The organism is Rahnella bonaserana (assembly GCF_019049675.1).
GTDB lineage: Bacteria > Pseudomonadota > Gammaproteobacteria > Enterobacterales > Enterobacteriaceae > Rahnella > Rahnella bonaserana.
This window is the reverse complement of sequence record NZ_JAFMOW010000055.1, coordinates 140,773-153,363: the sequence shown is the minus strand read 5'-3', so window position 1 is coordinate 153,363 and position 12,591 is coordinate 140,773. Positions and strand designations below refer to the sequence as shown.

11 protein-coding genes are annotated in these 12,591 nt (G+C 53.4%); 3 read left to right on the top strand and 8 right to left on the bottom strand.

All coding sequences use genetic code 11. The features are described from left to right. Positions 1–178: 178 nt before the first annotated feature. The 4 genes from hemG to pepQ are packed head-to-tail and all read right to left on the bottom strand — an operon-like array spanning position 179 to position 4,172. Positions 179–718: a menaquinone-dependent protoporphyrinogen IX dehydrogenase gene (gene hemG, locus J1778_RS06085; protein ID WP_217172409.1), complete on the bottom strand. Its 540-nt coding sequence runs from the start codon at positions 716–718 to the stop codon at positions 179–181. Positions 719–740: 22 nt separating this feature from the next. Beyond that, positions 741–2,192 (bottom strand): Trk system potassium transporter TrkH, encoded by a 1,452-nt coding sequence (gene trkH / locus J1778_RS06080; protein WP_217172408.1) that lies wholly within the window; start codon positions 2,190–2,192, stop codon positions 741–743. A 37-nt stretch (positions 2,193–2,229) separates the two neighbouring features. Beyond that, complete coding sequence (locus tag J1778_RS06075) at positions 2,230–2,841, bottom strand: IMPACT family protein (RefSeq protein ID WP_217172407.1); 612 nt, start codon at positions 2,839–2,841, stop codon at positions 2,230–2,232. After that, positions 2,841–4,172 carry a Xaa-Pro dipeptidase gene (gene pepQ, locus J1778_RS06070; protein WP_217172406.1) on the bottom strand — a complete coding sequence of 444 codons (1,332 nt, stop codon included), beginning with the start codon at positions 4,170–4,172 and terminating at the stop codon, positions 2,841–2,843. The genes J1778_RS06075 and pepQ overlap by 1 nt, the downstream gene beginning before the upstream one ends. A 189-nt stretch (positions 4,173–4,361) precedes the next feature. On the opposite strand from pepQ, the gene fadB reads away from it, so the two are divergent. Next, entirely contained in the window at positions 4,362–6,554 is a 2,193-nt protein-coding gene (gene fadB / locus J1778_RS06065) for a fatty acid oxidation complex subunit alpha FadB (protein WP_217172405.1), read from the top strand. Positions 6,555–6,565: 11 nt separating this feature from the next. Continuing rightward, complete coding sequence (gene fadA / locus J1778_RS06060; RefSeq protein ID WP_217172404.1) at positions 6,566–7,729, top strand: acetyl-CoA C-acyltransferase FadA; 1,164 nt, start codon at positions 6,566–6,568, stop codon at positions 7,727–7,729. Positions 7,730–7,864: 135 nt separating this feature from the next. Here fadA and fre read toward each other — a convergent pair whose 3' ends face one another. The 3 genes from fre to pepE form a co-directional block, all read right to left on the bottom strand. Further along, complete coding sequence (gene fre / locus J1778_RS06055; protein ID WP_217172403.1) at positions 7,865–8,566, bottom strand: NAD(P)H-flavin reductase; 702 nt, start codon at positions 8,564–8,566, stop codon at positions 7,865–7,867. 48 nt (positions 8,567–8,614) lie between these two features. Beyond that, positions 8,615–10,105, bottom strand: a complete 1,491-nt coding sequence (ubiD, locus tag J1778_RS06050; RefSeq protein ID WP_217172402.1) for a 4-hydroxy-3-polyprenylbenzoate decarboxylase — start codon at positions 10,103–10,105, stop codon at positions 8,615–8,617. A 191-nt stretch (positions 10,106–10,296) separates the two neighbouring features. Beyond that, positions 10,297–11,022 carry a dipeptidase PepE gene (gene pepE / locus J1778_RS06045; RefSeq protein ID WP_217172401.1) on the bottom strand — a complete coding sequence of 242 codons (726 nt, stop codon included), beginning with the start codon at positions 11,020–11,022 and terminating at the stop codon, positions 10,297–10,299. Between the two features lie 172 nt (positions 11,023–11,194). On the opposite strand from pepE, the gene rfaH reads away from it, so the two are divergent. Further along, on the top strand, positions 11,195–11,683 hold the full coding sequence (rfaH, locus tag J1778_RS06040; protein ID WP_217172400.1) for a transcription/translation regulatory transformer protein RfaH: 489 nt from the start codon (positions 11,195–11,197) through the stop codon (positions 11,681–11,683). A 61-nt stretch (positions 11,684–11,744) separates the two neighbouring features. Here rfaH and tatD read toward each other — a convergent pair whose 3' ends face one another. Further along, positions 11,745–12,536: a 3'-5' ssDNA/RNA exonuclease TatD gene (gene tatD / locus J1778_RS06035; protein WP_217172399.1), complete on the bottom strand. Its 792-nt coding sequence runs from the start codon at positions 12,534–12,536 to the stop codon at positions 11,745–11,747. Between the last annotated feature and the right edge of the window lie 55 nt (positions 12,537–12,591).

Genomic DNA, 12,591 nt, shown 5'->3' with positions numbered 1-12,591 from the left:
ATGCGGTGTTTTCACCGGGTTGATTCTTCCTGACTGGGCGACTTGGTTCTCGTTAGAGGAGTCGTTGTTCCCGGTCAGTGGAGGCGCATTATAGGGAGTTCTCAGAAGGCCGCAACCCCTAATTTCAAAAAACTTTCTGAATGCTTTCTTTTTGGTCTATACGTCTATTTAGCCCGCATTAATGCGATTTCTTATACGATATCTGCCCAAAATCTTCTGCGAATTTAGCCACCTGCTGCCAGTCAGTGTATTCCACTTCTTTTCTCGTATCGGTTTCGCCGCCTGTCATACGCATAATAAGTTGGATCATTACCTTATCGAACCAGCGATATCGTGGATAACGCAGTGCGCCGGCGAATACTGCGCATATTGCAGGTTTCCACGGCGTGGCCAGCAGGAACTTACGCACATACGCATTAGTTTGCGGAGTCCGCTTCTCTGCTTTACGCGCAGTCAGATTCACGCCGAAAAATGCTGAAGGCATCTGGTTCAGAGTCTGTACGTGTTTTGCAACGAACTTATCCAGCACCGGATTGAAATGACCATAGCGTATAGAAGCGCCAATCATCACCTGGTCATAGTTTTTCAAATCGACGTGTTCCGCATGAACCAGATCGATAACATCGCAGCTGCACTTCTCTTTCAGCTCACTTGCTATATAAGAAGCGATAGCATGTGTCTGACCGTCACGACTTGAATAGAGTATCAACGCTTTCATTCTTGTTTCCCTTTCTTAAAACTCATTCGCGCCAGAACGTAGGCGTGAACAGTACTAATAATGTGAAGACTTCGAGACGACCAAACAGCATGGTGACGATCAGGATCCATTTCGCCACTGAATTCATAGATGCAAAGTTATCGGCTACAACGCCTAATCCCGGCCCCAGGTTATTCAGCGTGGCCGTGACAGCAGCAAAAGCAGAGAAGTTATCCACGCCGGTCGCTACAATCGCCAGCATGCTGATGATGAATACCAACGCATAGGCGGAGAAAAATCCCCAGACCGCTTCGATGATACGTTCCGGCAGTGCGCGGTTACCGAGTTTGATGGTGTAAACCGCGTTCGGGTGAACCAGCCTTTTCAGCTCGCGTGAACCCTGTAAATAAAGCAGCAGGATGCGGATAACTTTCAGACCGCCGCCGGTGGAACCCGCACAACCGCCGATAAAGGCAGAGCACAGCAACAGGAGTGGGAGGAACAGCGGCCATTTGGAAATACTGTCCGTGGTATATCCCGCCGTAGTGGCCATTGAAACCACCTGGAAGAATGCCTGATTGAGCGTTTCCAGCGGCGAGCCGTAAGTATTATGGATCCACAGAATCACCGTACATATCACTACCAGCGTGAACTGCACGCCGATAAACATACGAAATTCCGGATCGCGCCAGTACACCTTCAGATTTCGCCCACTCAGTACGGCAAAGTGCAGGCCGTAGTTACAGCCGGAAATCAGCAGGAAAACCGCCACAATGGTATTAATTGTGCCGCTATGGAAATAACCGATGCTGGCGTCGTGCGTCGAGAACCCCCCGATCGCAATAGTCGAGAAACTGTGTCCAATCGCGTCAAAGACCGACATCCCCGCGCCCCAGAGTGACAGTGCACAGGCAATTGTCAGCAGAACATAGATGAGCCACAGCGTTTTGGCCGTCTCGGCAATACGCGGGCGCATCTTGTTATCTTTCAGCGGCCCAGGCATTTCGGCGCGATATAACTGCATCCCCCCGACGCCCAATATCGGCAAAATTGCTACCGCAAGCACAATGATCCCCATACCGCCAAACCATTGCAGCATCTGCCGGTAAAAGAGGATCGCTTTCGGCAGGGAATCCAGTCCGACAAGTGTCGTCGCACCCGTTGTCGTCAGACCGGAGAAGGATTCAAAGAATGCATCGGTAAGGGAAAGATTGGGTCGCTCAGAAAACAGGAACGGCAATGCCCCGACGCTGCCGAGTACTGTCCAGAACAGCACCACGATCAGGAAACCTTCGCGGGGCTTAAGTTCACTCTTTTGTTTCCGGTTGGGAAGCCAGAGGAACAGCCCAATCGCCAGGGCGACAAAGAATGTCTGACTGAATGCACGCCCCGCACCATCACGGTAAATTAAAGCGACCAGTCCGGGAATAATCATCGTTCCCGAGAAAAGGATGACAAGCACCCCCACGATGCGTGTTATGGCACGAAAATGCATGCTGGTGCGTTCCTCAGCGAATTAACCATAGAAAAATTTAAGAAACCGGACGCAGGATTAGCGTGCCACGGCTGATATCGAATAAGTGACTGACTGTTGCCGGCGCATCCGCGGCAGGCAGTGCCAGAACGAGATCTACCGCAGCGCCAAAGTCACTGCGTAAAATATGCCCGCCGACTTGCGAAAGCAGCGTTTCCACCAGCTGTAACTGGCTGTAATCACACTGCACCGCGAATTCCGCCAGCGGAACTTTTTGCTGCACGATAAGTTGCTTTAATGCCTGCTGGACCCCGCCGCCGTAGGCTTTTACCAGACCGCCGGTACCCAGCATAATGCCGCCGTAATAACGTACGACGACGGCGGTAACCTCTCCGACCCCGCTTCCCATCAGCTGACTGAGGATCGGTTTGCCTGCTGTGCCCGCAGGTTCCCCGTCATCAGAAAATCCCAGTTGCTGAGAATCATCAGGCGCACCCGCCACAAACGCCCAGCAGTGATGGCGCGCTGCCGGGTGCTGGTTTCTGATCTCCTGAATAAAAGCTTTTGCCGCTTCAACTCCCTCGGTTCTCGCCAGCAGGGTGATGAAACGGCTCTTCTTTATTTCTTCGCTGAAACTGACAGGTTCAGCGGGAACGGAGTAAGGCTGCATCAGGCCAGCTTCAGATCACGTGTCATGTTCTCGATACGATTATCGTGGATGACAATGTTATCTTCGATACGAATGCCGCCAAACGGCTTCATGGCGTCGATACGATCCCACGCAAAGTGTTTGCTGAACTGCCCTTCGCGCCACGGTAACAGCAACGAATCAATGAAATACAAACCTGGCTCGATAGTCAGCACCATGCCCGGCTCAAGGACACGGGTACAACGCAGGTAAGGATATTGCGAAGGTGCCGCCAGATGCGTACCGGTGTCGTCCTGCATGAAACCGGCCACATCGTGTACCTGTAATCCCAGCGGATGTCCCAGACCATGCGGCAGGAAAGGCCCGGTCAGGTTCTGTTCAACCATCGCATCTTCACTGATATCGACCACCAGCTTGTGGGCTTTCAATAATTTGGCGATACGGTGATGCATCTGAACATGATAGTCGGTATAGCGCACACCGGCTTTAATCGTATCGATCAGCGCCAGTTCTTCGGTATTCAGATCTTTGATCAGCGCAGCGAAATCACTGTCCGGTTTTGCGGCATAAGTCCGCGTCAGGTCAGCGGCATAACCATTGTATTCCGCACCCGCATCCAGCAGGAAACTGCGCATTTCGGCAGGTGGCTGGTTATCGAGCGTGGTGTAATGCAGCACGGAAGCGTGTTCATTGAGCGCGACGATGTTGCTGTAAGGCACATCGGTATCGCGATGACCGGTGGCAGTCAGGTACGCAAGGTTGATATCGAACTCGCTCATGCCGGAAAGGAATGCTTCTTTCGCCGCACGGTGGCCGCTCACTGCCACTTTCTGCGCTTCACGCATACAGGCCAGTTCGTAATCTGTTTTGTAGGCGCGATGATAATGCAGGTAATCCAGCACCGCTTTCGGGTTCACGTTCGCTGCAGGGATGCTCATGCTGATGGCGCGATCCTGACTGTAACCGATATAACCGACGCGCTTGAGATCAACCGGCAACTGGCCTTTGATGTCATCGGCATTGGCCAGCGGCGTCAGGGAAACTTCTTTAGTCCAGAAAGACTCCGGCAGCGGCTCGTGGCTGTGCCAGTAGTCCACCGGCGAATAGAACCACAGTTTAGGCGCATTCACGCCATCCACCCATAACCAGCAATTCGGCACCTGAGTGACCGGTACCCAGGCTTTAAACTGCGGGTTTACTTTGAACGGATAACTGTGGTCATCAAGGAAGGTCGTCAGCAATTCACCAGAGTGAATCAGTAACGCATCAAGCTGAGAACGTTGCAGAATTTCACGGGCACGCGTCTGCAGCGTGGCGATGTGTTCTTTATAAAGCGTAGTAAGCGATTCCATCCAACTGTCCTTTTTTCACCTGAAAGACGATGCAGCATCTTACCACAGCCTCACCGTGACCATAGTCCCGGAAGGTTTGTGATCTTGCCTGCAAATAAAACACATCTCATTTGCAAATTATTAACATAAAAACCACACTCCAAAGCATCTGGTCATACCAGATCATCCCAGATGATTCAGGAGAGACACATGCTCTACCAAGGCGAAACATTACACCTGCACTGGCTCGACGGCGGTATCGCGGAGCTGGTGTTTGATGCTCCAGGCTCGGTTAACAAGCTCGACACCCAAACTGTCGCCAGCCTGGGCGAAGCTATTGCGATACTTGAAAAACAGTCTGACCTGAAAGGTCTGCTGCTCAGTTCAGCCAAACCGGCGTTTATCGTGGGCGCGGATATCACTGAATTTCTGTCTTTATTTAACGCACCAGCGGAAAAATTGCATGAGTGGCTGGATTTCGCCAACAGCATTTTTAACCGTCTGGAAGATTTACCGGTACCGACCCTTTCTGCCATCAGCGGTTATGCGCTGGGCGGCGGGTGTGAATGCGTGCTGGCGACGGATTTTCGTATCAGTACCGCCGACGCACGTATTGGCCTGCCGGAAACCAGCTTAGGGATCATGCCGGGCTTCGGCGGCTCCGTTCGCTTGCCACGCCTGATTGGTACAGACAGTGCGCTGGAAATTATCGCCGCCGGTAAAAATATCAGCGGGAAAGAAGCCCTGAAAGTCGGGCTGGTCGATGCGGTGGTTGAAGCGGATAAACTGCGCGACGCCGGTATCACCATGCTGAAAAATGCCATCGACGGCAAACTGGAATGGCACAGCCGCCGTGACCCGAAACGTCTGCCACTGAAACTCAGCCAGATTGAAGCGGCGATGAGCTTCAGCGTGGCTAAAAGTATGGTCATGCAAAATGCCGGTAAGCATTATCCGGCACCAATGACCGCGGTGAAAACTATTGAAGCCGCAGCCCGTCTGGGCCGCGATGAAGCTTTGCAGCTGGAAACCGCCAGCTTTGTGCCGCTTGCACAATCGAAAGAAGCCCGTGCGCTGGTCAGTATTTTCCTTAACGATCAGTTCGTGAAAGGCAAAGCCAGGAAACTGGCGCAAGACAGTGAAAAACCGAAGCAGGCCGCCGTATTGGGCGCAGGTATTATGGGCGGCGGGATCGCTTATCAGTCTGCGCTGAAAGGCGTGCCGGTTGTGATGAAAGACATCAACGACCAGTCCCTGACGCTCGGCATGAACGAAGCGGCCAAATTGCTGAACAAGCAACTGGAGCGCGGCAAGCTCGACGGTCTGAAAATGGCCAAAGTGCTCTCCACCATTCATCCGACACTGGATTACAGCGGCATCGAACGTGCTTCAGTCGTCGTTGAAGCCGTAGTAGAAAATCCAAAAGTCAAAGCCGCAGTGCTGGCAGAAGCAGAATCCTTGCTCGGCGCCGATACCATTCTGGCCTCGAATACCTCGACCATTCCTATCGATCAGCTGGCTTCTTCGCTGAAACGTCCGGAAAACTTCTGCGGCATGCATTTCTTCAACCCGGTTCATCGTATGCCGCTGGTCGAAATCGTGCGCGGCGAGAAAACTTCAGACAAAACCATTTCGCGTATCGTTTCTTACGCACTGGCTATGGGCAAAACCCCCATTGTGGTGAATGACTGCCCGGGTTTCTTTGTTAACCGCGTGCTGTTCCCGTATTTCTCCGGTTTCAGTTTGCTGTTGCGAGATGGCGCTGATTTCCGCCAGATCGACAAAGTGATGGAAAAACAGTTCGGCTGGCCGATGGGCCCGGCCTATCTGCTCGACGTGGTCGGTATCGACACCGCTCACCACGCACAGGCCGTCATGGCCGCCGGTTTCCCGCAGCGCATGACCCGCGATTATCGAGATGCGGTAGATGTCCTGTTCGACAACCGGCGCTTCGGTCAGAAAAACCAGCTCGGCTTCTACCGCTACAGCGAAGACAGCAAAGGCAAACCGCGCAAGGAAGTCGATGAACAGGCGATCAGCCTGCTGGCCGATAACCTGAAACCGGCTCACGCTGACTTCTCACCGCAGGACATCATCGCCCGCATGATGATCCCGATGATTAATGAAGTGGTACGTTGCTTTGAGGAAGGCATCATTGCCAGCCCGGCGGAAGCCGATATGGCACTGGTGTACGGCATCGGATTCCCTCCGTTCCACGGCGGCCCGTTCCGTTACCTCGATACCCTCGGCACCGCCGAATATCTGAAAATGACCGAACAGTACGCACATCTGGGGCCGATGTATCAGGCACCAGAAGGGTTACGCGCCAAAGCGCAAACCAATGAAAGTTACTATCCGGTTGCAGCTCCGCTGGAAAATCTCAGCACCGGCAATCAGGCATAAGGACCGAAATCATGGAAAACGTAGTTATTGTTGATGCAGTCCGCACGCCGATGGGTCGTTCGAAAGGCGGCGCATTCCGCCATGTCCGGGCTGAAGATCTCTCCGCACATCTGATGCGCGCCGTGCTGGCCCGCAACCCGGCGCTGGACGCCAAAAATATTGATGATATTTACTGGGGCTGCGTCCAGCAGACGCTGGAACAAGGCTTCAATATTGCCCGTAACGCATCGCTGCTGGCGGAAATTCCGCACAGCGTGCCGGCGACTACGGTCAACCGCCTGTGCGGTTCTTCCATGCAGGCTCTGCACGACGCGGCCCGCGCCATTATGGTCGGCGACGCACAAGTCAGCCTGATTGGCGGTGTGGAACATATGGGCCACGTGCCGATGAATCACGGCGTCGATTTTCATCCTGGCCTGAGCAAAACTGTCGCGAAAGCGGCGGGGATGATGGGACTGACCGCAGAAATGCTGGCGAAAATGCACCAGATCAGCCGTGAAATGCAGGATGAGTTTGCCGCACGCTCCCATCAGCGCGCACATGCAGCCACGGTTGCCGGGCATTTTGCTAATGAAATTGTCCCGACCGAAGGCCATAACGCCGAAGGCGTACTGACCCGTTATGATTTCGACGAAGTGATCCGCCCGGAAACCACGGTCGCCACGCTGGCGGCACTGCGTCCGGCGTTCGATCCGGTGAACGGTACCGTCACGGCGGGCACGTCTTCTGCCCTGTCCGACGGCGCGTCAGCGATGTTACTGATGAGTGAAACCCATGCCAAATCTTTAGGTCTGAAAGCCCGCGCCCGCATCCGTGCAATGGCGGTGGTCGGCTGCGACCCGTCGATTATGGGTTACGGTCCGGTGCCGGCAACGCGTCTGGCGCTGAAACGCGCCGGACTGAGCGTACAGGATATCGGCCTGTTCGAGCTGAACGAAGCTTTTGCAGCACAAGCCTTACCGTGCGTGAAAGATTTGGGACTGCTGGAAACCATGGAAGATCGCGTCAACCTGAACGGTGGCGCCATTGCGCTCGGTCACCCGCTCGGCTGCTCCGGTTCCCGCATTTCCACCACGCTGCTGAACCTGATGGAGCGCCGTGACGTACAATTTGGCGTCGCGACCATGTGCATCGGTCTTGGTCAGGGCATCGCGACCGTTTTCGAACGCGTCTGATTCTCTCTTTGTGCAAAAACAAAAAAGCGGGCATTTAGCCCGCTTTCATCAATGTATCTTACCCGTTTTAGTTGCCGTTTTCCCGCCTGTCAGGGGCGGGCTTTTTCCTCTTACTCTTTCATCCTTAAATGCAAATCAGATGAAAGAGAAGGCATCACCAAACAGACGATCTTCCTGCGCACCACGTTCCGCGACAAAACGTTCACGGGCGATTTTAGCCATCTCAAAACGACCGGCGATATAAATATCGTGCTCAGCCAGCGAAGAGAAATCCTGTAAAACCGCGCTCAGCACGGTACCGCTTCTGCCCTGCCAGCCCTCTTCCGGCTGTTCAACCACCGGGATCACTTTCAGGTTCGGATGATTAATGCTCATCGCTTCCAGCTCACCGAGATCGTACAAATGCTTCAGTTCACGACCGCCCCAGTAAATGGAGATATCGCGGTGCGGCTGCTGCTCAAGTGCGGTGATAAGAATCGAACGGACATAGGAGAAGCCAGTACCACCGGCAATCAGCACCAGCGGACGCTCGCCGTCTTCACGCAGCCAGGCATCGCCGTGCGGGATATCGACGGTGATTGCCTGCTCTTTCAGAATACGATCCATCACCGCCATCGCATACAGATTCAGTTCTGACGCGCCGATGTGCAACTCAATGACATTGTGTTGCGCAGGCGTGGAGGCCAGTGAGAACGGGCGCTTATCACGCTCGTCCATTACGACCATCAGATACTGACCCGCGCGGAACGAGAAAGGCGCTTCCGGAACCAGGCGGACGCGATACACCGTATCCGTTATCGCCTCAACCGAGGTCACTTTACAGCTCAATGTTGTCATGCGTTCCCTCTGTGGGTCATCAAAGCAAAGCGTAGGACAAAGATTCGATTATTTTTTCGCATCGTCTTTATCATTAAGAATAGCGAGTTCATCCCAAATAGCATCGATACGCGCGGTGACTTCCGGATCTTTCACAATCGGACGTCCCCATTCACGCTGCGTTTCACCCGGCCATTTGTTGGTCGCATCCATCCCCATTTTTGAGCCAAGCCCCGAAACCGGGGAAGCAAAATCGAGATAATCGATTGGCGTATTTTCGACCAGCACCGTATCCCGTGCAGGATCCATACGGGTGGTAATCGCCCAAATCACATCGTTCCAGTCGCGGGCATTCACATCGTCGTCGCACACAATCACAAACTTGGTGTACATGAACTGACGCAGGAATGACCAGACGCCCATCATCACGCGTTTTGCATGACCGGCATACTGCTTCTTCATGGTAACGACTGCCAGACGGTAGGAGCAACCCTCTGGCGGCAGATAGAAGTCCACAATTTCCGGAAACTGCTTTTTCAGGATGGGCACGAACACTTCATTCAGCGCGACACCCAGAACCGCAGGTTCATCCGGCGGACGGCCGGTGTAGGTCGAATGATAGATAGCGTCTTTACGCTGCGTCATGTGCGTAATGGTGAATACCGGGAAACTGTCTACTTCATTATAGTAGCCGGTATGGTCACCATAAGGGCCTTCAGGGGCCATTTCGCCCGGCTCAATGTACCCTTCCAGCACAATTTCAGCGCTTGCCGGGACTTCCAGATCGTTAGAAATACATTTTACGACTTCGGTTTTATTGCCGCGTAACAAACCCGCGAAGGCATATTCAGAAAGCGTATCGGGAACCGGCGTCACGGCACCAAGAATCGTTGCCGGATCGGCACCCAGCGCCACAGAAACCGGAAAACGCTGTCCGGGATTCTGCTGGCACCACTCCTGGAAATCCAGTGCGCCGCCGCGATGAGACAACCAGCGCATGATCACTTTGTTTTTGCCCAGCACCTGCTGGCGGTAAATGCCCAGATTCTGACGCGGTTTACTCGGCCCACGGGTGACAGTAAGACCCCAGGTGATCAGCGGAGCTGCGTCTTCCGGCCAGCACTGCATCACGGGGATCTTAGTGATGTCGACCGCGTCGCCTTCCCAAATCTGTTCCTGACAGGGTGCGGAATGCAGCACTTTGGTCGGCATATTCAGCACTTGTTTAAACTTCGGTGCTTTGTCGAATAAATCACGAAAACCGCGCGGCGGTTCAGGTTCTTTCAGAAAGGCTAGCAATTCACCGACTTCACGCAACGCACTGACATCTTCTTTGCCCATGCCCATCGCCACACGCTGTGGTGTACCGAATAAATTGCACAGAACTGGCATGTCATAGCCTTTTGGATTTTCGAACAACAGAGCCGGGCCGCCAGCACGCAAGGTGCGATCGGCAATCTCGGTCATTTCCAGATAAGGGTCGACAGACTGGCTAATGCGTTTCAGCTGGCCTCTCTTTTCGAGTAACGAGAGGAAGTCACGTAAATCACGGTATTTCATGCTAATTCTGAGTCGCCGGGTTGAAGGAGGGCATTATAGAGCCTCTCCGGGGTTGTTGCTGCTTTTTTGTTATCAGCAGGTTTCTTTTTAGTAAGATTCTACCCTAAGTCAACGCCGATAACGAAAAAGCAGTATAACCGCCAGTCCCGTTAATTCTGGTCTGACGGTGCGTATTTAGATTTGTGCGAAAATCACTGGCAGTTAAAAGGTACCAAAGGCTGAATCGCCTGAGTATCCTGATATTCCTGCGTTTCCTGCCCGTGGCGGAACACTTTGAAACCCTGCTCTTTAGCGCTGAAGTAACTCAGATCGTTACCAGACACCTGCAGCAAACTGCCTTCACGCAACGCAATCACGGATTCAGACGGATTAACCGCGCAGAACTCTGCAATACGCTCATCACGCGTTTCACCCATGTGACCGCTTAAATGTGCATCAATATAATGTGGATTGATTTGCACCGGGAACAGGCCCAGAGCAGGCAGAACAACAGAGTTACGCACCGGCATATCATTGGTGGTACGAATGCTTGGCGTCGCGACATTACAACCTGCGCTCCAGCCGACATAAGGCACATTGCGCTCACGCACTGCGCGCTGAATTGGCACAATCAGGCTGTTTTCATGCAGCATCTGATTGAGCATCCAGGTATTCCCGCCGCTGATAAGAATACATTCTGCGCTGGCAATCGCCTCAGCCGGGCTTTCTGCATGATGAATACTGCTGACCTGAATACCCAGCGCATCGGAAAGTTCTTTCGCACGCGCGTCATAATCACTGCGGATCAGAGCGTAAGGGATCAGGACGGCTGAAGTAATTTTGCGGGCCTGCAACATGGCCTGGATGCGCGCTTTCGCGTAGCCCAGTAACTCTGATTCGCCTGAGAGCTTACCGTTACTCAGTAAGAACAACTCCATGAGACTTCTCCTGATAAAATAAGACTATTAGGGGGGATAAGAAGGTGCATTTCTTCGATAATAAAAGATAACGGGTCGACAATCAGCAAACGTCTGCAAAGACTTGCACTGTCTGTATCTCATGAGCGGCTTTTGGTATGCTGCCCCGCTCGACGCTTTAATGTGGGAACCTATGGAATCCTGGTATTTACTCTATTGCAAACGTGGTCAGCTTCTGCGCGCCAAGGAACATCTTGAGCGCCAACAGGTAAACTGTCTGACACCGATGATCACACTGGAAAAGCTGGTGCGTGGACGCCGTACGGCGGTCAGCGAGCCCCTGTTTCCAAATTACATGTTCATTGAGTTTGACCCTGAGCGGATCCATACCACGACGATTAACGCCACCCGTGGCGTCAGCCACTTCATCCGCTTTGGTGCAAAGCTGGCAACCGTCCAGCCGGACGTTATCAAACAACTGATGGAGCCGCCGACAATTGAAATCCGCGATCCCGATACGCCTTATGAAGGCGATCCGGTTGTCATCACTGACGGTATTTTCGCCGGAATCGAAGCCATTTATACCGAACCGGATGGCGAGGCCCGTTCGCTGCTGATGCTCAACCTGATCAATCAGCCCGTTCGCCAGAGCATAGAAAACACCCACTTCCAGAAACTCTGACCGGTATTTTCGACATATTAAGACTAAACAGGCACCCTTTTGCGGTGCCTTTTCATTGGCGTCAGCGACGTTCAGGTAACGCAAAGAGCTTGCGCGCATTGGCGTCCGTGATATCAGCCAGCCATTGCGGGTCTTCACCCCGCCACAGTGCCACCTGATTTACGATATGCGGCAGGAAAGCCGGTTCATTGCGACGGTTCTTTGGTTTGTTCTCCATATCCCGTGGCAACAAATACGGCGCATCCGTTTCCAGCATCAGCCGTTCAGCCGGTATCAGCGGCAGCATTTCACGCAGTTCCAGTCCACGACGCTCGTCGCATACCCATCCGGTAATTCCAATCGACAGACCCAGAGACAAATACAACTCAAGCTCATGGCGGGTGCCGGTAAAACAATGCACCACGCCACCCGGCAAATCTGCCAGCCAGGGTTTCAGCAATGCGGCAAAACGCTCACCGGCGTCACGGCAATGCAAAAACACCGGCAACTGTAACTCTTTCGCCAGTGCAAGCTGCGCCGTAAAAGCCGCTTCCTGAAGGTCTGCCGGAGAAAAGTTGCGATTGAAATCCAGCCCGCATTCACCGATAGCGACAACATTGGGCAATTCAGCCATCTGACGAATGCTTGCAGCCACCTGCTCATTCCATTCGCTGGCCTGATGCGGGTGCACGCCCGCGGTAGACCAGCAGAAGTCCGGATGCTCTGCCGCCATCCTCTGCGCGTCGACACTTTCCTGAGCGGAAGTGCCGGTGATCAACATACCGCTCAGCCCGGCGGCCCGGGCTCTTTCCACCACCTGCTGACGGTCTTTGTCAAACTGACTGCTGGTGAGGTTTATACCGATTTCAAACATGGAGAGTCCTGAAACAGAAACCGCCCATCAGGGCGGTTTTTTAAAGCAGAAAAAG

Coding starts and splice junctions, on each gene's coding strand:
- hemG (WP_217172409.1), bottom strand. CDS start 718: ATGAAAGCGTTGATACTCTATTCAAGTCGTGACGGTCAGACACATGCT.
- trkH (WP_217172408.1), bottom strand. CDS start 2,192: ATGCATTTTCGTGCCATAACACGCATCGTGGGGGTGCTTGTCATCCTT.
- J1778_RS06075 (WP_217172407.1), bottom strand. CDS start 2,841: ATGCAGCCTTACTCCGTTCCCGCTGAACCTGTCAGTTTCAGCGAAGAA.
- pepQ (WP_217172406.1), bottom strand. CDS start 4,172: ATGGAATCGCTTACTACGCTTTATAAAGAACACATCGCCACGCTGCAG.
- fadB (WP_217172405.1), top strand. CDS start 4,362: ATGCTCTACCAAGGCGAAACATTACACCTGCACTGGCTCGACGGCGGT.
- fadA (WP_217172404.1), top strand. CDS start 6,566: ATGGAAAACGTAGTTATTGTTGATGCAGTCCGCACGCCGATGGGTCGT.
- fre (WP_217172403.1), bottom strand. CDS start 8,566: ATGACAACATTGAGCTGTAAAGTGACCTCGGTTGAGGCGATAACGGAT.
- ubiD (WP_217172402.1), bottom strand. CDS start 10,105: ATGAAATACCGTGATTTACGTGACTTCCTCTCGTTACTCGAAAAGAGA.
- pepE (WP_217172401.1), bottom strand. CDS start 11,022: ATGGAGTTGTTCTTACTGAGTAACGGTAAGCTCTCAGGCGAATCAGAG.
- rfaH (WP_217172400.1), top strand. CDS start 11,195: ATGGAATCCTGGTATTTACTCTATTGCAAACGTGGTCAGCTTCTGCGC.
- tatD (WP_217172399.1), bottom strand. CDS start 12,536: ATGTTTGAAATCGGTATAAACCTCACCAGCAGTCAGTTTGACAAAGAC.